This window comes from Natronosalvus halobius (genome assembly GCF_024138145.1).
GTDB lineage: Archaea > Halobacteriota > Halobacteria > Halobacteriales > Natrialbaceae > Natronosalvus > Natronosalvus halobius.
Genome location: NZ_CP099997.1, coordinates 3,138,515 through 3,160,100, shown reverse-complemented (window position 1 = coordinate 3,160,100; position 21,586 = coordinate 3,138,515). Strand labels below are relative to the sequence as shown.

Here is a 21,586-nt window from a genome sequence, read left to right as displayed (position 1 = left end):
ATGTAGTCGACCGACGCGATTCACGCCCGCCGTGAACGGTGGGATTCTCTCGTTGTTTAAAGATAGAACTCGGCCTTGATGTCGAAGACGCTGCACTCCTCCAACTTCGGAAAGCATGCCGACTGCTAGCCGGTGCAGAGACGCTCCGAGAAGAAGGCTATCATACTCTCGTTATTGAGGCGTCCTTTGTTGCAATTGAACGGACTGTGGAGTTTCGGCTCTTGGAACGAGGGACGATGCGACCTGTGGACTTGCCTGGAACGCATCCTGGTGTGTATCGGGAAGCAGCTTCCGTCGGAATCTTCTCTGAAGCGACTGCCGAGGATCTTGCAGACCTCTGGCGTGATCATCAAGCAAAAACGTATTATCAGGATGGGCTCGCTGCGGCGAATCGGGCTGAACAACTGTTCCTACTCGCAACTGAGATTCACGCGTTTGTTGTTGGACGCTCATCTCAGGGCCATGAGTGCCTCTGTGGCTCGAGATGACTATCAAAGTGAAGAATGGGGCTGAGTTGTTCTGAGGAGATTCGAGTGTACACTACCGTGAAAGCCCCTTGACGCGCTTGAGTCCCGCGCCTAGCGAGACGCACGCGTCTCGCTTGCCTTCGCTCCTCACGAGGTTACGGTGCTTGTGCCGTTGAGGTTCCCCGAACAACATCTCTTTTTATTGATGCCCGGTCACCCACTACCCACCTCCACGTTCCGGGCTGCTCACGGCCAACGGCCGTTTTCGTTCGAAAGAGCGAAGCTCTTTCGTGATGACGAAATCTTCGATTTTCGAACCACGCTGCCGGGCTTTCGCTACACTATCTGTGGCAAATCTATTCAGTACACCATGTCTTTAATTGCCCATTCTACGTAGAATCGGCAATGTACGACCTGACTGGGTTCCAGCGTGACCTCTTGTATGCGGCTGCAGGGCTGGACGAACCGCATGGACTCGCGATCAAAGACGAACTCGAGAATTACTACGAGAAAGAGATCCACCATGGCCGTCTCTATCCGAATCTTGACACCCTCGTCGACAAAGGACTGATCGAGAAAGGTGAGGCCGATCGTCGGACGAACGTCTATTCCGTGACGCGCCGAGGACGTCGTGAGATCGAAGATCGACGACAGTGGGAAGACCAGTACGTCGAAAGTATTCTGTCAGTAACCTACGACTGAAGTCGTGGGCTTTCTCCTCGAGTCTGTGTAATGCTCGGTCAGTACAGAAGGCTTATTGAGCGAATATACTCACCCAGAGATATGCCCAGCACTGAAGTGGTTGTGCACGTCTCAAACGGTGGTCTCTCAGATGGACCGTGATGACCCGTGACTGACGACGCTACAATCAGTATGGATCGCCGAACCGTCCTTGGCGCACTCGCCGGCATCAGTGGAACAGCTGTGGCTGGCTGTTCGTCGTTCAACCGTGAGAGTGACGGCCAGACGAGTCGGGTGGACGACGAAACGGCCCATGAGTTGGCAACGCAATTCGCCCCGACGCTATACTTCGATGTCCACGAGCCGTGGTTTGCGACGGACCCGCGGCCCTACGCCAGTGAGCGCGATGGCGAGACCATTATCAGCGGATTTGATGCCTTCGACGGCTACCACGAGCAGTACAGCGAGGGAACCCCACCGAATCCAACGGTGTTCTATCACGTCGTCGAGTACGATGAATCACCACTGGCCGCGGTCCAGTTCTGGCTTTACTCGGTGTTTGACCAGTTTACGACGAATTTCCACTGGCACGACTGGGAAGTACTGCACGTCTTCGTCGACACCGAGACCGGCGATCCGCAACTGTACGTCGCCAGTTCACACTCTCGGAAGGTGCCTAACAACGAGTTCCTGGATCCAGACCCGGAGATGATTCCGCGCGTTCTCTCGGAACTCGGCTCACACTCGAGTGCGCTCTCGGTCAACGATGTCCCCGAACGCTTCCAACGGATCGCCGTCGAGGACTTGCTGGCAGACATCACGAACACGGCGATCGAGGGTCTCGAGGACCTCGCAGACATCGAACTCCCGATCGCGTACGGCCTGCCACGAGACGAAGGGTCGCGGCTCCCCTTCATCGTCCCGGAGTACGAGGGCGCACCGATATACGATCACGAACGCCTGCCGTCTGTCACCCGCGAGTCGCTGATCGACGCCGACCTGACGATCCGATCGTACGACACGCTGACGTCGCCGCCGACGAACCTGCCGACGCGTGAAACGGGGCTCGTCTTTCGCCACCGCGAGCGAGAGGGTAACGCCGACGCCGACGCCGACGTCGAATACGACCTCGTCCCGAGCGGCGAGCTCGAACACATCGCGGGCTTCACCGGGCCGCAGTTGAGTTTCGAGTTTGCCGTCCCCGACGTGGTCGAAGACGCCATCGCTGGCCACATCACGACGACGGAGACGCCGTGGAACCAGCCTCGCTACGACAATCCGGCGGCGGACATCACTGTCACAGCCCATCGGGCAGCACTGGCCGATCGCTACGACGCTGTGGGCGAACCGGCATCGATCAACACCGTGGCCACCCACATTACGGAAGCGATTACGGCCGACGACGCACCGGAGAACGAAGGGCTGACGACGACGGAGTCGACTGTCGAGTCGATCGTCCTGCTGGAGAGCGAGCCGGAGGCGGTCCCGACGTTCGGTGGCGTCGCCATCGTACAGAACGTCCCGCCCGGCGAGCACCGACTGACGGTCAACGGTGCCGGCAGAGCGCCACACAGCGAACGCGTCGTCGTCTCGGGCGACGGGACCACGACGGGAGCCGGCGTCGGCGGCGAGATTCCGCTGGTCGCCCGCGATCGCGCGACGAAGGTGGAATTCATCGGCGAGAACGCCGAGATCGATCTCTCGGCGGTGGCCGTCGAAGACGACTTCGCCGGGCGGCTGTACGAGTCGTCGGTGGAGGGGAACGACGCCGTTTACGTCCACGCCGGCGGGGCCTACACGGCCGAGGTCAGAGACAGCGACAACGCCGTCGGCGCCTACCGGGTCAACCCTCCCGCTGAGGGTAAGTCGGCAATTCGTATCGAGCGCCCCGAGACCGGCAAGACCTCCCTCGCGCTGTTCGTGGCGGATATCGTCGAAGAGACGCGGGCGGCGGTCGCGTCGCATAGCGAGGGGAATAAGGAGAACAGCGGTTCGTCGAACGACGTCGAGGGGCTCGAACGCGCCCTCGCAGCCGTCGTCGAGGCCGCCCGGAAGGCCGCCGAGCGGGCACGCGCCAGCGATCGAGGCCGTGCCGACAAGCAACTTGATACCGTCGCTGAGCGACTCCAGCGGGTAGCGAGTCGGCTCACCGAGGTGAGCGACGACCTGCCAGAGCCGCTTTCGAACGCGGCACATAACAGGATGAAGCAGGCCAATCGGCGCACCGAGCAGGCCCGGAACGCCGAGAATCTTTAAAGAGAACAGCGAGAGTTCCACGGGTCGCCTGACCCGTGGGTGAATCGCGTTCACTTTAGAACCATCGGGATATTCAATTATTCGATAATATTATATTACTTACCATGCTTAGGTGATACAGGAAATGTCGGGTAGTTCATACCTTCATTTCCATTAAACAATGACGCGAGAGAATACGCGGGGAATGAGGGAAGGTATTAACCGGGTTAACGTTGGCAGACGTCGGTTTCTCGGGGCCGTGGCTGCTACTGGAACGGTCATCGGGGCGAGTGGCCTAGCGAGCGCAGACGCAGGCAATACGTTCCCGCCCAACGGCATCACCGAGTGGGGAACTCCAGTAAGCCTGGGCAACGGCGAGGTGCGGGCGTTCACGACCGTCACGCCGTCAGGACGTCCAAAGTATCACGGGATGTTTATGGAACGAGCCGCCCTCGAGGGACTCCCATCGGCCGTAGAACTCGAACAGTCGGGAACGGATAACTACACAGACAAGTACGGACCGACCGGCGAATCGGTGATCATTCACCACAAGTGGTCCCAGGAATTCTTCATGCCGTTCCCGGAAGTATCGACGACACCTTTCACCTTCCTCGGGTTACACTGGAACCCGGATGGACACCCACCACCGAACGCCTGGGAAGTGCCTCACTTCGACATTCACTTCCACATGCTACCGGCCAACACTGTCGACGCCATCACCGGGCCGGCCGCGCCGACGTACGATCTTCCGAGTCGATACATCCCGGAGGGGTACGCCCGAGGACCAGTCGTAGACGAGCGAGTCATCACCGATATGGGAGAACACATGGTCGACCCCACCGTTCCCGAGATGACTGGTGGGGAGTTCGCGAGCACGCTCATCTGGGGCGCGTATGACCCCGATGGCGATGGGACTGCAGAACTGACGTTTGTGGAGCCGATGATCACTCGAGAGTACTTACGAAAACACTCAGATACTGATCGTCGACGGATTTCCCAGCCCGAGACATATGCCAGGGCCGGAACCTATCCAACGGCATACGCAGTCCGTGACGTACCGGATCAGGACGCGATCGCCGTCACCATCGAAGACTTCGAGGAGTTCAGCGGGGACGAGTGAAAAACTACGTTCACAATTCCTCAAGATTGGCTTCTAGGTGATCGCCCGACACCCACGTGGTGTCACGATCCTTTGCGAGCTGGGCAAACTCCCAGACAGACATCCGTGCACGTTGGGCAGCCTTGGTGAACGTGATCTCATCGGCAGCGAGTCGTTTGAGCGCTTGCTCTCGATGCCACTCCTTGAGCCCCTCCGAGAGAAGCTTTTGGACTGCTGCGCCCTGATCTAGGCGTTCTTCCTCGAGATATTCCTCGAGTTCCGCTTCAAGATTATCTGGAATCCGCGTCGATATCGTTCTCATGATGTATGCTATCCTTGGAAGGTATACTGGTGTTTCGCTCGTTCCGGTTGCCTCCGATTCCTTCGCTCGAGACGGTTTATCGTCCCGTAAGGGGTGACGGGGCGAACAGGTAGTTACCTCGTCGGAGATAGTGATGGCTACAACCAGGACCTTTAGCAGTCGCTTCGATCGAGAGTCAGAAAGAGAAACGCAGCCGAAGACGTGGTGTCCAGAGTGCAGTGGCAAACTCGTCACAGCGAACCGAGAAACCTGCTGTCGAACGTGTGGGTTAGTCGTCGACGAAGATTTGCTCGATCACAGTGCAGAATGGATCGCCACAGTGGAAAACCCAGATCGGCGTCGGACGGGAGCTCCCCTAACTGCAGGCCGTCACGACCGAGGCCTTTCGAGCGAAATCAGTTGGCACGTTGATGGACAGGGGAACACACTCTCGGGACGAAAGCGACGCCAACTCAACCGACTTCGCTACCATCACCGGCGGAGTCAGTGGCGATCAAAGCGCGAACAGAATCTCGCATATGGACTCGGAGAAGTGCGTCGACTCATGAGCGCTCTCGAGTTGCCAACGTCACTCGCTGAGCAGGCATGTACGCTCTTTCGCCGTGCCCAGACTCACGATCTCTGTCGAGGCCGATCACTCGATTCAATCGCCGCAGCGAGCGTCTACGCCACCTGTCGATGTAACGGGCTCGGACGAACGCTCGGTGAGATCCGATACGTAGCGACGTGCTCACGAGCACAGATCGAACGTGCATATGCTGCCATGAACGTCACACTCGAGTTGCCAACGGTGGTTCCGCGCCCACAGAACGTTCTCCCGCGACTCTCGAAGGAACTAGAGTTACCTGATGACGTCCAGTATCGAGCGCTCAGGTTAGCGACGATCGCCGACAACGCTGGAATCACGATCGGGTGTCAACCTCAGGGATTCGCTGCAGCCTGTGTGTACGAAGCAGGGAAGGAACTCGGATACCCGCTCACACAACGAGAACTCGCAGACGTGGCAAACACCTCCACAGCGACAATTCGAACCCACCGAAACGCTCTCCTCGAGGTCCTTGATGCTCAAAACAGTGCCATCCAGTGATACGGCTGCAGCCTCAAGGGCTTTGAGTTCACTGCTGGGATCGGAAAAGTCATACTTTAATTGATATCCTCCTCCGCGTGAACGCGGAGGAATCCCACGGCATCGCACCGCTGAGTTGGGATATTAGGGTTTGCAGTCTACCACCTCTGCCCGAGGTTGGAATCCTCGGGAGAGGTCATGAAGGTAGACTTCGGGCTGTGCCAACCAGCCGGTACTCCTATCTTCGTCCAAACTGGTCGAAGACTCGGAGTTACTTTTATTGATATCGAGACGGATGTTCTCCGCCCCGTTCACATCAGCGTTGAACGCGGCCTCACACGCCTCACAGACGTACAGTCCACGTTCGACACGCTGACTATCCTCTTCTCTCCCGCAGATACAACACGTCTTGCTCGTGTCGCGTTCGGACACTTCTACGACTTTGATACCCGAAACCTTCGTTTTGTAGGTGAGAATCGACGTGAGGCGGTCGAACGCCCACCCGTGCAGGTCGAGGTTGCCGTGGCGTCCCCAGTTTTTCGAGTCACCGTTCTCGTCCTCTCGTACACCAGAGAGTTTCCCGACGTTTATCCGACCAACTTCTTGCTCGACACACCGTTCAACGATGTGTTTGGCGAGGCTGTGGAAGAAGTGGGTTCGGCGTTCCGACCACGTGTGGTGGTGTCTGGTGGCTGCTTCGCCACCTGATTTGTCACATCTGGCGATTTCTTTCGGGAAGTAGTAGCCGTCCTGTTTCAAACGGTTGCCGGGGTAGAGGTCGGCTTGCTCGGTGCTGTATGCGACTGCTACGAAGTTGCAGATACCGAGGTCGACACCAGCCGACTCGGTTCCGGGTGCAGCGGGCGTCTCCACTTCGTGTTTGCAGACGAGATGCAGTTCCCATCGCCTTTTTACCTTGTCGTAGACGGCTCTGACCTGTTGCAGGTTCTCGACGGTGATTCCGGGGCGGGTTTCGTACTCGATGAGGATGTACTCCCACGCTTTCGGGTGTTCCTTGTGGTTCGCGCCTTTTGAGAGCCGAACACGGTTGTTCTTCGTGTCGTGGCGGATGCCGTTTTGTTTCCACGTCACCGTGCTACGCGGGTGTTCTTCGTGGACGCGGCGGCCTTGTGAGTCGTAGTAGTTTTTCTTGCGGTAGCCAGGCGGATTCGCTCGACTGTCAGACTTCCTCTTTCCGTACCACGAGTTGAAGGCTTCAGCGAGTTCCTCCAGAACGCGCTGACTGGACTGGGAGTGCAGTCCTTTGTATTTTGGATGAGTCTTCAACTCGTCTTTGAGGTCACCGTGGTCGGGGATTTCGCCCGTCTCCTCCCAGACTTGCCGGGAGTGGTAGTTAGCGACGTTCCAGAGTTTACTGGCCGACCATCCGTGCCGGTCGAGCATTCGTTCCACTTGCGAGTGGCTGAGGATTTTCGCTCGGTAGGTGCGGTGGACTTCCAGCATTCTGAACGCTTGTATAAGCACTTATACTCGCGTCTATTGTAACGATTCGGATTGGGAGCGGTGGAATATCCGGCCTTGCTATCGACGGTGGACTGTGGAGGAGTTGTCGGATTCACCCTGACCCTAAAGGGTCAGGTATTCTCCTCGATTCTGTATAATTATCACGATAATGATCTGATGTTCCACATGCGAAGGAGGAAACTTGGACAGCAGCCAACGTTATTAACCAACAAGGGAGAGTATGGCCGTATCTTGTTGGTTAACACAATGAGTTCCCTCGATTCCATCGATGATCACGGGGTGAAGTCTCTCCGCACCGGCGAGCGGTGAGACACTTCCAATGGATCAGCGATTCGAGCAGGGCTACCGGGCCCATTGTATGCTCAGCAAAACCTCAATCGTTTGAATATCGGCCAGTTGGACGACGAGGCTCAAGAACGAGTTGAGGAATTAATAATTACCCATAATAGGATGAAAATAATTATCATACTCAGCGACTCACCAACGAACTTGGATTACACGACGATCTTACAACGCTGCGCGGAACGTGACGTGGCGTCTTGTCCAGAACTGGCTCACGTCTGGGTCTGAACGGGCCACCAGTCAACTGGCCCTGAAGTCAGGAACCGTGAACGCGAACGGCGATTTCAACGCCTCCGCTGGATAGCGCCAGAGCGGGAGTTCACTGACAAGCCTCGGTGCTTGACCCCGAGGCAGTTGACCACGACTCAATGAATTTTGACCCAATTAAACACTTGCAGGTGCACTGTCAGCATCACGATCCTCAAGCAGCGGATAGTCAATATGCATCTCAATTCGATCAAAGGGAACGACTGGTTGCATCGCTCCCCCAGGTCCACCCTCTTCAAGCGAAAGGACACCGAGAACCTCGAGTTGCTTGAGATCTGAGTGGACGTCAGAGACGTCACGATCGACGAGGCGGGCGGCCTCGCGCATACTCGTCGGATTCTGCTCTGCAATTGCCTGAATCAATTCGAGGCGAAGTGGTGTAAGATTCGCAACGAGGTCGTCATAGGTCCCAAACTGGAGGATCGACCGTTCATTACCAATTTCTTCTTCCGCATCCGCGACGAACTGCAGCGTGTCCTCACGAAGCTGTTCTCGGTCGCCGACTGTGATGTGTAGCGTGGTCATGATGTGGGGTACTGGTTATTTATCGGTATGGTCGAGTTGGATCGCCGTTGACGGCGTCCCAGTATTTATCTGCGCTGGCCCAGAACTCGGCGAGCAATGCTTCCATCCCAGGAAACTCAACATCTGTGTCTCCTGCAGCCGTGTGGAGTTCGTGGCCTTTCGTATCCTCGTGAACGTTGTCGTATCGGATGAGCGTTAGATCCTCTAGCGTTCCAAGGTGGAGAGTATACTTCCACCCGGATGGGTACGTATCTGTGTCACTCGTCCGTCGAATAACGACGTTCTCAATCAGCCCGGATTCGACGTGCGTATATCAATGAGTGAGTTCTTGGCCCATCCTCTATGTGTTGGGAAGAGGCCCAACAGCATAATTGTGTTGGGAAAGGTCCCAACAGATCAATGAGAGCGTATAGAAGAACCTGGGAGGCTTTGTAGGGTCAACTGACGGAGACAAATGTTTTCCATTGTTTGCGAGAGCGAATACAACTTTTCGTATATAGTCTAGTACCGTTCTCCCTCGAGTAGCTGTTTTTGTGTGCCCCGAAGGGGTGCAGGGCTTCAATTACTGTCCTGCGTGAAAACCGAATGGAGAGACATCCACTCACGCAACTCGAGTTTACTCGACGAACGGCCAGACGCGCCCAGTACGAGGCGTTTGAATACACACTCATCCCGGAAGGCGTCCTCGTCAGGAATGCCAGTCACGAAACCCCAGCCGATCACGAATACATCGTGACGATCGAAAACGGAGTTCCAACACACTGTGAGTGCCCCGCTGATGAGTACTACGAAGGAGCGTGCAAACACCGAGTGTCGGTCGCGATCCGACGACCGCTCATTCAGGCGATAACAGACCAACAACTCATCGCTGACGGTGGTATCCCCGCCGAAAGCCAGGAGCCAGAGCAAGCACACGAGAGCGAAAACGACGAGCCAACGAAGTGTGTCTGTGCTGAGCTCAGCTCACTTCCCTGCTGGGAGTGTGTTCGAACTGGTCGAAAATCACTGGAGAAGACAGAGTGATCGTTCTCCGATGGTTGCTAGGACGAGAGCACCAATCTTCGATCATCTACGAGTGTCGACACTGTGGAACGACGCTTGAATCAGTGAAGAGCGCGTGCCCGTATTGTGGAATAAACGAAGTTGCTGTCTTCGAGCTCGGGTAGTCCACAGTCCGACACCACTGCCATTTTGTCTATATGGGTCGAATAGCCTCAACCTATATTAAGATGCCAGCCGAAGTGTGAAACATGACCGAGGAAACGCCGGATGGTACTACCGGGCTCAGAGACCGCCAGACGACCGGAGAAGACCGCGTACGGATGGTTGCTCGCCAGCTATCAGAGCCAAAAACAGCAAATTGGATCGCTTCAGAGGCAGAGTGGTCACACGAACCGACCAAGCGTGTCCTGAGGCGACTCGTTAACGACGGTGTCCTTCGTCAAGATGATAGCGGGACTCACACGACGTACTATCCAGACTACCGCCAGCAAGCGATGCAGGAAGCAATGCGACTCCGTGATGGTGGCCGAACAGTTGAAGAGCTAACCGATAGACTCGCCGAGATGAAAGGGCAAATTCGCGACTGGGAGGAAGAGTTTGAAGTTGAGTCACCGAACCAGCTTCGAGCTACCCTCGCTGATGAGAATCTTGGTCCTGCTGAGGAGGCTCGCCGACGCGACATCGCACGCGAGTGGACACATCTCCAACGGCGTATCCAGATCGTTGGATTCGCAATCCGCGAATGGGACTTCCTGGCACCGAACGCAGAACATGCTGATGCCAGGAGTTGATGGATGTCCATCCAACATCCGGGAGGCGATCCAAATGCAAATCTGTATGCACAACTCAAACAGGACGTCCTCGAGCGAATACCCCACATCACGACAGTTGAATATGTTCCTGACGACGTCCAAGCCAAACAGCTACAGGCAACGTTCGATCCAACGCGCCTTGATCCACAGACAGGGCCAAAACCGCCCAAACTGATTATTGCTTGGTATCGACAGACACCTCATGATTGGTTTCGGGTGAATTACACCGATCCGAACACAGGCTTCCACGCTGGTTGGCACCAAGATGAGGATCACCCTGATCTCGGCCGAGCACATTTCCAGTACAAAACAGAGACAAGTGAAGACCGATGGGAGATCACGTTTGAACACGAGACCCCATCTCTAATTCTCTGGGAAATTATCGACGAACTCCTAGAGAAAGTTCTCCCGACATACCAGTCATCTACTCACGGCTAGATCTGAGTAGGGTGTTTTGCCTCGAGAGTCATGTTCTGTTGGTTTGCAGAATCGACGTTAGAGGGCTCGTACAACTCGTTTTTGTGCTGACGACCAGCTGATAGTGCGAAAGACTCTCACTCGAAAATGGTAGTTTAATCCAACATATTTTATCCGCAAAATACTTAGTCAATCACGGGAGACTGAGTGTGACGACACAATGACTGCCGTTCCGTATACGTACGAAACCTCTTCCTGGATACCAATTGAGAGGCGCGCCTAGATGAGTTCGAGTACCACCGCTATCGAAGCCGCATCTGAACCGACACCGAATCAACTCCAGCGATTCATGCGTACAAGCGCTGGAGTCGTCGTCTTGTTGACCGTAATCGCCGTCGATCCAGTACTTGCACAAGATAGCGTTGTCTGTGATGCTGAAGGCCTCCCCGGGATGATTTCTGGATTCTTCCAGATCACGACTGCCCTCGGACTCATGGGACTCGTCGTCGTCTGGCAGGCAGATTCACTCGTCGAGATGTTCACGATGAACTTCGAGCAAAAGAAGGATCTTAAACAGCACAAACGGACGGCACTCAAGTCCGCGCTCATCCTGGTAATACTGGGGCCGCTGTACACCGTCGCTGGGTCGACGATGGGACTGCCACTCGCTGGGTGTGTGGATTTCGTGCCGTGGTAATCACGAGCCAACGGCGGCGAGGTCATCCCCTCGAGAAGCACCGCTTTCGATCGACGTTTATGCTACTGGTGGTCGTGACTATCGCGGTCATTGCCAGTAGTGTGGCCGGCCAGAGTTCTCCAGTACCTGCCGACGAGGACGACCTCAATGCCAACGAAACAGCAACGCTCTGGTCGAAAGACCTCGACGAGTGTCTAACCCCTTCTGAGTACGAAGCTCAATACGGCAAAGAGCCATCAGCGATAGAAGAACTCGTCACCTGTACAGACATTTCGTTCACCCAGCCACCAGATACAGCCACACGTTGGACGACACAGGACTACGACCGCCTTAACGCAGGCGGAAATGACACCTCGAGGTATCCCGAACACGCCACACTCACGGATTCGATCGGCATCGCCGATGCGCACGCGACGGTGTTTGCAATCCATCCATCGACACGAACGCATATCGATCCAGAGCAATCCGTTCACTATGTTGCCCCAGAAGGGACCGTGAGGGGGTTCGTCGATTATCGGATCCGACTCGACGAAGCCCAACTACGAGATACCGAGATCGTTTCGTGGTCGATCCAAGAGCACGGTATCGACGAAGTCAGATTACGAATAGACGAGACCGTTGTCGAGACTGCCGAGGGGACGCACAATCCGGTATTCGAATACGACTTCGAACACTCTGGGCAGGGGACGCTAACACTCGAGGCCGACATCTACACGCGCCTCGAGATAGAGGCACGGGTTGGCAACCAGAGCGCGGTCGAAACTCGAGTCGTCTCCGATAACGTGACCGTGAGTCAAGACCTCGAGGTTGAGGTCTACGATCCGCAGGCAGCGATCTACTATGCATCGTATCCCGATGACGATGATGGCGTTGCGATCTACCAGCGACAGCCCTGGAACGGATACACCCTTTCTGAAGACGGTGACGTCGGCGTCCGTGGCGTGTGGCGATACTATACGGCTCGCGACACGAACTGGGATCGCCTCGTCGAGTCGACTCGAGACGGTACACAAACGCTCAACGAAACACCGCGTCCCGTGTACGTCCACGCGTTCCCATCCGATATCGGGCCGCGCGTAGAGCCAATTCGTGATGGGCCGACACTGCTCGAGGTCTGGGGAAGAGAGACCGTCTCACCAGCACCTTCGATACACGAGAACGTCGAAGTTGACGTCGTTTCGGACTCGTATACCCGTTCATCGGGAATCGCCCTCCGATACGACGTGATCGACCCTGATTCGATCACCGTCGAGGGAATCGTTCGTGGGGTTACTGCAGAGATTGTCGAACCCGATAACGGTACACAACGTGAGATCCGTGAGAGCGAGCTCTCGGTAGAGGTCGTCAACTCGAGTGACACAGCGAGTACGCTTCGAATCGAGCTACGCGATACGGCAACCGGAGATCCGATTATGCTCGATACCCTCGACGATCCGCGGTTCTCGTTGATCGGTCAGGACGCTCGGTCAGGGTACATTACCGTTGGTGATCGCCGTGTCAAAACGGACGCAACTGGAACCGCCGAGATAACAGTAAGTCAGCCGGGAATCTACACGGCTGAGTACCATCCAGGGTCGTGGCGCTCACATCAGCCAGCCTATCTCGGGGATACCGCTACGGCAACCTGGCACCCACTGACGTCGCCCACTGGCTGGTTTACGCTGCTGGTCGATCTCGTACGCTTCGCCCTCCCGTTTGCAGTCGCCCTCTATGCTGCCAAGCGGATTGGCACCTTCTTGAAATTCGATGACGAGCTGCCATGAAAAGCAACCAACAGACATATCGGAGACGAACCGCCCTCAGGGTATTGGCCATCGCTACATCAGTAGGGTTGGCTGGCTGTGCGGCCTCAGGCAATGATGAAACAGCGACTGAGTCGAACGACTCCCTCGAGTTCACCTCGAGAGTTGAGGGAACGCAGCTGGTTCTTCGATTCCAAGCGGGCGTAATCGACCAGGTGAACGTCGTCGATCCCGCAGGAGAACTCTTCGTGACTCGAACGGTCGAAGCTGGTGTTTCTCGACTTGCCGTCGAGATCGGGACAGAGTATACTCCAGGACCATATGAGGTGATCGGCCTCGATGCAAAGGAGGTCGTGGAAACCCAGTCTTTGAAACTCGAACCCGATCTCGAGTTGACCAAACTTCGGCTGGGCAAAGAGTATCCCGAAGAGATGTACGAAGGAGCGACCGAATCGGATACGAATGCTGAGGCTATTCTGTCTGTTACCAACACCGGAACGGGGCCTACTGCGGTTACGCAGCTCCGGTTTCGTGGTGACGTTCCGCTTCCAACCCACGAAAGTTACGACGAGACTGGCGCTAGCGGAATTTACGATCCAGAGAATGACTTTGGCGCAGATGCTGATGCAATTGTGATTCCAGCTGGGGAAACAGTGTTAATCTACAGTAACAACCGTCCGTTCTCACCCACAGGCAGAGGGGTTGAGTGTGGTTTAGCAGGAACAAGAGGGCATTTCACCGTAGAGCTGGCTTCAGTGCATCAATCAGAAAAGGCCAGCCTCGAGTACGAGATACAGTATCAAGATACAGAATCTCATGGCTGTGAATACAAGATTGAGAAGGTGTCTTCGTGATTGCATGGTCCCTTAGCGATGTCGGGCTCAAATGGTTTGAAGATACAATTGACAAGCTCATCCAATGGTTCCAAGAGGGGCTGACAGAGGCATACAGGGCGATCACGTCCCAGGTCTTCGGGACACCAACACCGGAAACAAATGGTGCGTTCGTATTTGGTCAACCGACAAATACGCCGTGGGTAGACATTCATGGCGCTCTCGTCACAGGCGAGATCATGCTCGTTGCTCTTCTATTACTGGTAATGTGTGTCCAGGGACGACACACGATCCGTATTTTCAATATGGGAAGCGCCTACGATGCACGGAAAACAAAACGAAGCGCCTGGACGGGCGCATTCCTCATTGTGACGTGGTACTGGGTTGCTGTGTTAGCCCTCTATCTCGTCGATGGATTCACTATTGCTCTCATTCCTGAGGTATCCGCGGTCACAAAGGTGATGACTGATTTGTTGGGCCTCACAATTTCGAACCCACTTCTCGCCCTCTTTTTGACCGGTATTGGCGCGACAGCGATGTGGATTCTTCAGGCGTTGTTTTTCCTTCGAGAGATTCTGCTCTATATCTTCATCTACGCGATGCCGATTGGGATTGCACTCGCCTTTGGAAATCTGCCTGTCGTCTCCCATATCGCAAAGACAGCCTGTATGAAATTCGTCCCGCTGGCGATCATGCCGATTCCGGTCGCACTCCTGTTCAAAGGCTATGAACTCCTCTTCGGTAATGGTTCGGACTCGAGTCTCGTCCCGGACAGCGCCTTTTTGAGTTACCTCATTGCCGTCACACTCCCACTTCTGTCGATCATCATCGTCTGGAAGCTGTTCAAATACGCTGCTCCAATGACGACCAAAATTATCGGAGCAACGGGCAAGGCAACGGTCACGGCCGGTGCAGTCGTTGGCGCAGGGGCAATCGCTGGACCGTCGGCCGCTTCGGCAGCGGCAATGTGGGGACCAAAAGCTGCCGCAGGCTATACGGTAGCCTCGAGATTTCGCGACTCAAACAACCCATCCCAATCACGAGCCACTTCAAGTGGAGGTGCTGGCAGTCAGACGACGAACGATAACACGGTGATGGATGCCTACGGCAATAGCGGGGTTCCCGATTATCGCCGTGCGGAAAACGATCCGGGGTACTACTAATGGCACGAGAACACGATGCCGCCAGTCGGCGGATTATGGATGAATTCGGTGAAGAGAGTCGGATACCGCTATTGAATATCGACGAAGGAGACGTGTACGTCTTGGTTGGCTTCCCGATTGTTGGCCTCCTCTTTGGGGGATTAACCGGCCTCGATGGAGCAATTCTGCCGTTCGTCTTGTTCGGCGTTGTCCTCGGTGGGATAATCGTCTACGCCTCACCGAGTCACCTCCCGGCGACGGCGTGGCTTGGAGACGTCTATCGCTACTACTTCAAGCGTCCTCGATTCACCTACAGTGGTGAACCCGGTCAAGACGCTGGTGGGTCGACGACGGAGGGTGGGCTGATCAACTACACGCCGTTTAAACCCGATGAGTCCACCCAGGACCTCACCTCGATTGCCCGCGCCTGGCCGGGCGCTGGAGCGATCGAACGAACTGATGGAGCGATGGAGGCCTTTCTCGAGATCGATGCCGGAAACATGGACTTCGCCATGTCCGGCGACTGGGCACACATCCAGCGTCTTGGCGAAGAGTTTGCGAATCGTGAACTCGATTTTAAACTCACTTTCCACGCGACAACTCGGTCGTTTCCCGTCGAACAGTTGATCGACCGTATCGATGATCGACTCCTGGATGAGGACGTCAAGGACAACCCGGTTTTCGAAGTCCTCCTCGAAGAGTATCGTGAAAAACGACCACGAGAGCTTGCAGGGACTACGCAGCTCCGATACTTCATCGGCGTCGAAGTGGCCCCGCTCGAGGTCTACGATCGCTATCAGGATGAGCGCTCACCAGCCGAGAAGCTCACCTCGTTTCCGGTGATTGGCTTTCTGTTCAATCCGTTCGTCACTCGACGAGAGAACATGACCGATGCCGAGTTACGAGCAGCGATGTTCGAGAAACTCGAGACGCGACGACGAACGGTTCAGACAGAGTTCGTGCAAAAAGCCCCAGGGTGGTCTGCACGTCCACTGAGTACGGTCGAAGTGTTCCTCCTCGCGATGGACTTCTGGAACGGCGATGAACACGAGTACGACATCCCGGAGAACGCAATGCGCGAACAGCCAGTAATCGGAAATCAAGAGCGAGGAGACGAATGATCGGAGGAGGAATCGCGTTCGTTCCCCTTCCGTACGTAGCACAGATACTTCCCGATCCAGCAACGCAGGAAGGACTCGCTCTATACCTCGTCCTCACTGCTGTGGGGACGCTCCTCGTAAGGAGTGGCTGGGATCGGTGGCACACAGAAGAAATCGACGAAGTCGAGTTAAGTGCACTTCTCGAGCAAGCAACGCTCGAGGCAGCCCAGGGTGAGGGTGCAATTCTCGACGAGGTCGCTCACCGACAGCAAACCCTCATCGCCCCCGACGCAATTGAATGGGAGACACGCGCCGCTCAAGTCGGCGAGCAGTGGACATCAACGCTCTACATCGCGGACTATCCGGATTATCCCAAAGATGGCTATCTCAACGAACTCTTCGAACTGACCGATGTCGAATTCGATCTCACGGTACACCTCACGCCCAAGAATCAGGAGCAGGCTCGAGACGAGTTACAGCGGGCCGCAGACGATTTGCAGGCGGATGCCGACCTCGAACGGAGCGTCCGTGGAGCGTATTTGCAGGAACGAGCCGCAGAAGCTGTATCGACGTACAAGAGCGTCGAGAATGGGAGTCGCGTCTTCAGACAGGGCATGTTCATCACGATCCGCGCCCAAACACGTCATGAACTTCGAGAGCACGTCCGAACCGTACGGAGCCGACTCCGTGAAGATCCGGCTGGACTGTCACCGAAGACGGCCATCTGTAAGCAAGATCTGGCGCTTCAGGCAGCTGCTCCAGTAGGACCGAACCCCTTCGGCCGCGAAGCAACAGCATTAGGCGGAGCCGTAGGCGCCCTCTTCGCTTCGGTACATACGGCGACGATCCTCGAGGATGGTGGCGTTGAGTTCGGCACTCACTGGAAAAACCAGAGCCCGGTCGTGATCGACCCGTTCGTCCGCGAAAATGGCTATGCGATGTTCACGATCGGTGATCCCGGCTCTGGGAAATCGTTCGGCGCAAAGCAGAACTTCATCCGCTCGATCGAGCAAAGCGAAGACCGCATCGGCATCATCCTCGAACCTCTCAATAACTGGGCGGGCGTCGCCGACGCACTCGGTGGCGAACGAATTACGATCGGCGGAGACATGGGGTTGAATCCACTCGAGATCAAGCCGACGCCTGAACGGATCCAGCGGGCGATGGGCGAAGACGCGAGCCCATATCGCGAAAAACTCGATAGCGTGATGAGCTTCCTCTCGAATTACTTCGCTCTCCGTGGAATCTCCCTCGACGATCGCCGGACCACTCTCGAGACAGCGCTCGAACGAGCGTACACTCGAAAGGAGATTACCGACGATATAGCGACCCACCGCAACGAGAGCCCAACGATGCGCGACGTCCTCGATATCCTCGAGGAGATGGTTGAGAATCCAGCAGAGTACGTTGTTCGGACGTCTGCAGAAGCAGGCAAGATCGGATCTGATGCAACGTGGCTCATCGATCAACTACGACCATTTTCCCAGGACGGCCGGTATGAGAACCTGGGACGAGAGACGGAGTTCGATATCCGCGACGAGAAGGTGATCTACCTCGACCTCGCCCAACAGGAGGGCAGTCTCGGTGGAAGTACGAGCCTCGTCATGCAGTTACTGATTTCGCTGGTGTATGAACGAGCCAAAGAGACCGAGAAAGAGGTCGTCTTCGTCATCGACGAAGCGCGATATATCATGCAGGATGCGGCGAGTCTCGAATATCTCGAGGTAGTCTTTCGCCATCACCGCCACCACAACCTGTCGATTCGGCTTCTCACTCAGACCGTCGACGAGTTCTTTCAACATCCCGAATCGGAGGCGATCATCGACCAGTGTGCGATCAAGCAGTTCCACCACCTCGACGGTATGGATCACGAATGGGCCGAAGAATTTGGCCTGAACTCGGCACAGATGCGGTTCGTCCAGGAAGCCGTCCCCGGTAACGATCGGACTGGGTATTCAGAAGCCCTCGTCGGCGTCGACGGTGAATGGCGCGGTATCGAAGTGCGCGCGATGGAGAACGAGGCGACTGTGATCGATTTCGACCCGAAGGCACACACTCGAAGCGACCTTCCAGGAGCGGCCGAACGAACTGTGGAGTTTGATGCTGACCGCACCATGGGTGACGGTCAGCGAGATAACGCCGTCTCAGACTGAGAAGATGATAGAAGGATCCATCCCGGAGAAATTGCGAGCGCGAGATCAGTGGCTCTGTTGGCGAAGCGAAGATCGCGACGGAAAATCCACGAAGGTACCAATCGATCCGAAAACGGGTTCGTTCGCCTCCTCGACAGACAACACTACCTGGAGTGACTTCGACAGCGTCCTCACGTATTCACAATCTGGAATAGCAGATGGAATTGGCTTCGTGTTCACTCCTGATGACCCGTTCGTTGGGATCGACCTAGATGATTGTCGCGATCCCGAGACAGGGCGTCCAGACACCGAGATCAAATCGATTGTGCAACAACTCGATTCGTATACCGAAGTCTCCCCATCGGGAACAGGATATCACGTACTCGTCGAGGGCACGTTACCCAGTGGGCGAAACAGACGTGGGCAGATCGAACTCTACGATCATGCCCGATATTTCACCGTCACTGGGGATCGCGTTCCTGGCTTGCCCACAGAGATCGAGCACCGACAGGCAGAACTCGAGGAGATCCATCGTGAGTACGTCGAGCGAGACTCGAGTGGAGATGGGAACTCGAGTGCAAGGGCTGAGAGGAGAAAATCACGCCTCACGCTGTCAGATGAGGAGTTACTAGAAAAGGCCCGAGCGGCCTCGAATAACGAGAAGTTTGAGAGACTCTGGAACGGATCGACTGTCGGATACGATAGCCACTCTGAGGCTGATATGGCCCTTTGTTGTTTGCTGGCGTTTTGGACTGGCGGCAACCAGAACCAGATGGATCGACTGTTTCGCCAATCGGGGCTCGTTCGTCCCAAATGGGATGCCGTCCACTATGGAGATGGCACGACGTACGGCAAACGGACGCTCGAGCGTGCTGTCGAGCACACGACCGAGTACTATGAGTCAGGTGCCCAAGAGGAAGCAACGGCGAAGGGTAGATCGAGAGGGACGTCTGAGTCGACAAGAGTGAGGACGGAGAACGATCGAGAGATGTATTATCTCGCGCGGAAAAATGAGATCCTAGAAAAGCAAGTGAGAAACCTTGAGGAGGCGCTTGAGGAGAAGAACCAGCGCATTAGTGAGTTGAAGGTGACTATCGAAGACAGAGAAAACGAACATACGAGGAAAACGAATATCTCTACAGGAAAAATCGACAAGTCTGATTCTACGCCCACTCCCTCGCTTTGGAAACGGTTACGACGGCTCGTCATTCATCGAGACAAGTAGCTACTTTCACTCGAGATCGATCTCACGCATTTAAACAAGCCCGAGAGCGCGGGTTACTGGCAGACAACTTGATGTGGGCTAATTAAGTCGATAAGTACCGTGGACGAGTTTGTCGGTCGTTTCAGGATCCCTCCCGTCACCCACATCCTCGTAGAGCAAGTCGGAGTCCCTCTATTTTTGCACGTTACCGACGACCACTCTCAGGGGCGGTTCACGAAACCAGGTCCAACACCAGTGTGGCCACGGCCAACAGGAGGAACACGTGCTGCCCACTGACCGAGTAATCGCCAGCGCGCAGGTGGACGATCGAGGCACCGACAAAGTACACAACGAGGCCGACTGCGGCGGCCGTCCCGATCGATGGGATTGGCACGCCGATGCCGATCAGCAGTCCGAGCGCGCCCGCCGCTTTCAGAGTGCCCAGCATGGGCAGCCAGGATTCCTTCACGTCTACCTCGACCATGTCTTTGAGGAGAACCTCAGGAGGGCGAAAGAAGCCTACTGCCGAAATGCCGACAGCGACGATGGTCAGGATAGTGACACCCATGTGAGCAGTGGACAAGGTGAGTGCCATGGTTTATTCTCGTGCGTTTTGCATGGGCGATCGTTCATCATGTTCCATCTGTATCTCCGACTGAGCAATCGCACACAAACCATCGGATTCGATTTCGAGCGGAATAGTAACGAGGTTAGTGAAGTTTTGCATCGCATTCAGCCACGTGATTTCGACGATCTCCCGATCGTTGAAATGCTTGCGGAGCTCTTCGAACGTAGCGTCGGAAACGTTCTTGTGGCGCGTGAGTTCCTCCGCATACGCCAGCGCCGCTCGCTCCCGATCGGAAAAGAGCGGGCTCGTCTGGTACTCCGCGAGCGCGTTGAACTTTCCCATCCCGAGGTTCTCGCGGTTTGCCTCCGACTCTCCTAGATCCAAGCAATAGCCGCACCCGTTGTTCTCCGAGATAAGCGTCCTCACCATGAGCTTGAGTTCAGGGTCAAGCGGAATCCTCTTGTGGAATTTCTGGAGCTTGCGGATAAGTCCCAGAGACCCTGGCATGCGAGCGATCACAACCTTCAGCGGGATCATTACCTTGCCAAACTTTCGTCGCATCATCCAGTAGATGAGCCGCATTTTGAGTCCATCGGGCTTCTCGATCGGCTCTAGTCTCGTAACCATATATCTAAGCACGAGAGAACGGATGATGGTGGTTTACTGCAACATGTTCCATCCAACAACCAGTCAGATAGCCCCCGAGTGAAGAACCCAATATTCCGAACCGGTCGGTTCGGGGAATAAACAGCGTAATCAGCCCTCGGCGTCCGCTGTTGTGAGCCCTGGGCCGTCCCTGTATACCCACCAATCTACTCAATCAGCTCTGCGAAAAACTCCTTGACGACCGTCTCTTCGGCGTTGTGGAGTACCCTGCTCGCCGTCGATTTGCTAACCTCGAGCTCACCCGCAAGATCGGTGAGCGAACACTCGCGGGGGCTGTCGTAGTAGCCGCGCTGGAGGGCCTCGATCATGAAGCGCCGTTGGCGGTCGGTCAACAGATCGGTCGGTTGGGTCGATTGTGTGACTGAGACGACCTCGTACGTGAAGCCAGCGTCCTCGAACTCAGCTTTGAGCATCGATAGCCGCTCGTGAGAGGTTGTCAGGTCAAACGCTATCCATCCATCCCGGAGGGTGAGCGGAAATTGCACGAGGTTCCCAGAGGCCAAGACTGCGCGAAGTGGTGGTGGAATGAACGGCATTTCATACTGGAGCAGTACGGACTGTTCGTCAGTGTGGAGCACGTCATAGGAAAGTGGAGTTTCATCAAAATAGCGAAGGACGGCTTGATGGTTCTCTATTGGTGCCTCGAACGCGACGAAGAGTTCATCATCTATGGGGAAGGCAGCGAGTATCCGGAATTCCTCGTCAGGATGGTCGGTTGAAAACTCGAACGCGCCCCCCGGGAGTTTGAACTTTAATCGGGTGTGGGGCATCTACCTCTCCTT

General features: G+C 55.7%; 21 protein-coding genes and 2 pseudogenes. 16 read left to right on the top strand and 7 right to left on the bottom strand.

The window, feature by feature from the left end; all coding sequences use genetic code 11:
* Positions 1-62: 62 nt before the first annotated feature.
* From NGM15_RS18950 to NGM15_RS15390, 4 genes and pseudogenes are all read left to right on the top strand, one after another.
* A pseudogene (locus tag NGM15_RS18950) lies at positions 63-488 on the top strand (DUF8154 family protein); the annotation flags it as partial.
* Between the two features lie 384 nt (positions 489-872).
* Positions 873-1,169 carry a PadR family transcriptional regulator gene (locus tag NGM15_RS15400; RefSeq protein WP_253432819.1) on the top strand — a complete coding sequence of 99 codons (297 nt, stop codon included), beginning with the start codon at positions 873-875 and terminating at the stop codon, positions 1,167-1,169.
* Between the two features lie 171 nt (positions 1,170-1,340).
* Complete coding sequence (locus tag NGM15_RS15395; protein ID WP_253432816.1) at positions 1,341-3,404, top strand: hypothetical protein; 2,064 nt, start codon at positions 1,341-1,343, stop codon at positions 3,402-3,404.
* 238 nt (positions 3,405-3,642) lie between these two features.
* Positions 3,643-4,503 carry a hypothetical protein gene (locus NGM15_RS15390; RefSeq protein WP_253432815.1) on the top strand — a complete coding sequence of 287 codons (861 nt, stop codon included), beginning with the start codon at positions 3,643-3,645 and terminating at the stop codon, positions 4,501-4,503.
* A gap of 10 nt (positions 4,504-4,513) precedes the next feature.
* Here NGM15_RS15390 and NGM15_RS15385 read toward each other — a convergent pair whose 3' ends face one another.
* On the bottom strand, positions 4,514-4,804 hold the full coding sequence (locus NGM15_RS15385) for a hypothetical protein (protein ID WP_253432812.1): 291 nt from the start codon (positions 4,802-4,804) through the stop codon (positions 4,514-4,516).
* Between the two features lie 133 nt (positions 4,805-4,937).
* On the opposite strand from NGM15_RS15385, the pseudogene NGM15_RS18835 reads away from it, so the two are divergent.
* Positions 4,938-5,510 (top strand): annotated as a pseudogene (locus NGM15_RS18835) (transcription initiation factor IIB); the annotation flags it as partial.
* A 57-nt stretch (positions 5,511-5,567) separates the two neighbouring features.
* Positions 5,568-5,891 carry a transcription initiation factor IIB family protein gene (locus tag NGM15_RS15375; protein ID WP_253438149.1) on the top strand — a complete coding sequence of 108 codons (324 nt, stop codon included), beginning with the start codon at positions 5,568-5,570 and terminating at the stop codon, positions 5,889-5,891.
* A 123-nt stretch (positions 5,892-6,014) separates the two neighbouring features.
* Here NGM15_RS15375 and NGM15_RS15370 read toward each other — a convergent pair whose 3' ends face one another.
* The 3 genes from NGM15_RS15370 to NGM15_RS15360 all read right to left on the bottom strand — a co-directional run bounded on the left by NGM15_RS15370 (position 6,015) and on the right by NGM15_RS15360 (position 8,781).
* The gene (locus NGM15_RS15370; RefSeq protein ID WP_253432809.1) at positions 6,015-7,334 is read right to left on the bottom strand and encodes an RNA-guided endonuclease InsQ/TnpB family protein; all 1,320 of its coding nucleotides are present in this window, start codon (positions 7,332-7,334) and stop codon (positions 6,015-6,017) included.
* A gap of 747 nt (positions 7,335-8,081) precedes the next feature.
* The gene (locus NGM15_RS15365) at positions 8,082-8,489 is read right to left on the bottom strand and encodes an HVO_A0114 family putative DNA-binding protein (RefSeq protein ID WP_253432806.1); all 408 of its coding nucleotides are present in this window, start codon (positions 8,487-8,489) and stop codon (positions 8,082-8,084) included.
* Between the two features lie 19 nt (positions 8,490-8,508).
* A complete protein-coding gene (locus tag NGM15_RS15360; protein ID WP_425494484.1) occupies positions 8,509-8,781 on the bottom strand; it encodes a toxin-antitoxin system TumE family protein in 273 nt (90 codons plus the stop codon).
* Positions 8,782-9,074: 293 nt separating this feature from the next.
* On the opposite strand from NGM15_RS15360, the gene NGM15_RS15355 reads away from it, so the two are divergent.
* The 10 genes from NGM15_RS15355 (at position 9,075) to NGM15_RS15310 (ending at position 19,591) form a co-directional block, all read left to right on the top strand.
* Positions 9,075-9,512 (top strand): SWIM zinc finger family protein, encoded by a 438-nt coding sequence (locus NGM15_RS15355; protein ID WP_253438141.1) that lies wholly within the window; start codon positions 9,075-9,077, stop codon positions 9,510-9,512.
* 227 nt (positions 9,513-9,739) lie between these two features.
* Positions 9,740-10,282: a DUF7342 family protein gene (locus NGM15_RS15350; RefSeq protein WP_253432804.1), complete on the top strand. Its 543-nt coding sequence runs from the start codon at positions 9,740-9,742 to the stop codon at positions 10,280-10,282.
* Positions 10,283-10,285: 3 nt separating this feature from the next.
* Positions 10,286-10,741, top strand: coding sequence for a hypothetical protein (locus NGM15_RS15345; RefSeq protein ID WP_253432801.1), 456 nt, complete (start codon positions 10,286-10,288; stop codon positions 10,739-10,741).
* A gap of 262 nt (positions 10,742-11,003) precedes the next feature.
* Positions 11,004-11,417 (top strand): DUF7985 family protein, encoded by a 414-nt coding sequence (locus NGM15_RS15340; protein ID WP_484549588.1) that lies wholly within the window; start codon positions 11,004-11,006, stop codon positions 11,415-11,417.
* A gap of 59 nt (positions 11,418-11,476) precedes the next feature.
* Positions 11,477-13,180, top strand: a complete 1,704-nt coding sequence (locus NGM15_RS15335; RefSeq protein ID WP_484549587.1) for a DUF8186 domain-containing protein — start codon at positions 11,477-11,479, stop codon at positions 13,178-13,180.
* A 44-nt stretch (positions 13,181-13,224) separates the two neighbouring features.
* Positions 13,225-14,013, top strand: coding sequence for a PLP-dependent aminotransferase family protein (locus NGM15_RS15330; RefSeq protein ID WP_253432795.1), 789 nt, complete (start codon positions 13,225-13,227; stop codon positions 14,011-14,013).
* Positions 14,013-15,155: a TrbL/VirB6 family protein gene (locus NGM15_RS15325; protein WP_253438136.1), complete on the top strand. Its 1,143-nt coding sequence runs from the start codon at positions 14,013-14,015 to the stop codon at positions 15,153-15,155. The genes NGM15_RS15330 and NGM15_RS15325 overlap by 1 nt, the downstream gene beginning before the upstream one ends.
* Complete coding sequence (locus NGM15_RS15320) at positions 15,155-16,255, top strand: TraC-like domain-containing protein (RefSeq protein ID WP_253432792.1); 1,101 nt, start codon at positions 15,155-15,157, stop codon at positions 16,253-16,255. The genes NGM15_RS15325 and NGM15_RS15320 overlap by 1 nt, the downstream gene beginning before the upstream one ends.
* Complete coding sequence (locus NGM15_RS15315; RefSeq protein ID WP_253432789.1) at positions 16,252-18,387, top strand: VirB4 family type IV secretion system protein; 2,136 nt, start codon at positions 16,252-16,254, stop codon at positions 18,385-18,387. The genes NGM15_RS15320 and NGM15_RS15315 overlap by 4 nt, the downstream gene beginning before the upstream one ends.
* Positions 18,388-18,391: 4 nt before the next feature.
* Complete coding sequence (locus NGM15_RS15310) at positions 18,392-19,591, top strand: phage NrS-1 polymerase family protein (protein WP_484549593.1); 1,200 nt, start codon at positions 18,392-18,394, stop codon at positions 19,589-19,591.
* Between the two features lie 211 nt (positions 19,592-19,802).
* On the opposite strand, the gene NGM15_RS15305 is transcribed toward NGM15_RS15310, so the two are convergent.
* From NGM15_RS15305 to NGM15_RS15295, 3 genes are all read right to left on the bottom strand, one after another.
* The gene (locus NGM15_RS15305; RefSeq protein WP_253432784.1) at positions 19,803-20,165 is read right to left on the bottom strand and encodes a DoxX family protein; all 363 of its coding nucleotides are present in this window, start codon (positions 20,163-20,165) and stop codon (positions 19,803-19,805) included.
* A 3-nt stretch (positions 20,166-20,168) separates the two neighbouring features.
* The gene (locus NGM15_RS15300) at positions 20,169-20,765 is read right to left on the bottom strand and encodes a carboxymuconolactone decarboxylase family protein (protein ID WP_253432781.1); all 597 of its coding nucleotides are present in this window, start codon (positions 20,763-20,765) and stop codon (positions 20,169-20,171) included.
* A gap of 185 nt (positions 20,766-20,950) precedes the next feature.
* Entirely contained in the window at positions 20,951-21,574 is a 624-nt protein-coding gene (locus NGM15_RS15295) for a helix-turn-helix domain-containing protein (RefSeq protein ID WP_253432778.1), read from the bottom strand.
* Positions 21,575-21,586 lie beyond the last annotated feature (12 nt).

Coding starts and splice junctions, on each gene's coding strand:
- NGM15_RS15400 (WP_253432819.1), top strand. CDS start 873: ATGTACGACCTGACTGGGTTCCAGCGTGACCTCTTGTATGCGGCTGCA.
- NGM15_RS15395 (WP_253432816.1), top strand. CDS start 1,341: ATGGATCGCCGAACCGTCCTTGGCGCACTCGCCGGCATCAGTGGAACA.
- NGM15_RS15385 (WP_253432812.1), bottom strand. CDS start 4,804: ATGAGAACGATATCGACGCGGATTCCAGATAATCTTGAAGCGGAACTC.
- NGM15_RS15375 (WP_253438149.1), top strand. CDS start 5,568: ATGAACGTCACACTCGAGTTGCCAACGGTGGTTCCGCGCCCACAGAAC.
- NGM15_RS15370 (WP_253432809.1), bottom strand. CDS start 7,334: ATGCTGGAAGTCCACCGCACCTACCGAGCGAAAATCCTCAGCCACTCG.
- NGM15_RS15365 (WP_253432806.1), bottom strand. CDS start 8,489: ATGACCACGCTACACATCACAGTCGGCGACCGAGAACAGCTTCGTGAG.
- NGM15_RS15355 (WP_253438141.1), top strand. CDS start 9,075: ATGGAGAGACATCCACTCACGCAACTCGAGTTTACTCGACGAACGGCC.
- NGM15_RS15350 (WP_253432804.1), top strand. CDS start 9,740: ATGACCGAGGAAACGCCGGATGGTACTACCGGGCTCAGAGACCGCCAG.
- NGM15_RS15345 (WP_253432801.1), top strand. CDS start 10,286: ATGTCCATCCAACATCCGGGAGGCGATCCAAATGCAAATCTGTATGCA.
- NGM15_RS15340 (WP_484549588.1), top strand. CDS start 11,004: ATGAGTTCGAGTACCACCGCTATCGAAGCCGCATCTGAACCGACACCG.
- NGM15_RS15335 (WP_484549587.1), top strand. CDS start 11,477: ATGCTACTGGTGGTCGTGACTATCGCGGTCATTGCCAGTAGTGTGGCC.
- NGM15_RS15320 (WP_253432792.1), top strand. CDS start 15,155: ATGGCACGAGAACACGATGCCGCCAGTCGGCGGATTATGGATGAATTC.
- NGM15_RS15315 (WP_253432789.1), top strand. CDS start 16,252: ATGATCGGAGGAGGAATCGCGTTCGTTCCCCTTCCGTACGTAGCACAG.
- NGM15_RS15310 (WP_484549593.1), top strand. CDS start 18,392: ATGATAGAAGGATCCATCCCGGAGAAATTGCGAGCGCGAGATCAGTGG.
- NGM15_RS15305 (WP_253432784.1), bottom strand. CDS start 20,165: ATGGCACTCACCTTGTCCACTGCTCACATGGGTGTCACTATCCTGACC.
- NGM15_RS15300 (WP_253432781.1), bottom strand. CDS start 20,765: ATGGTTACGAGACTAGAGCCGATCGAGAAGCCCGATGGACTCAAAATG.
- NGM15_RS15295 (WP_253432778.1), bottom strand. CDS start 21,574: ATGCCCCACACCCGATTAAAGTTCAAACTCCCGGGGGGCGCGTTCGAG.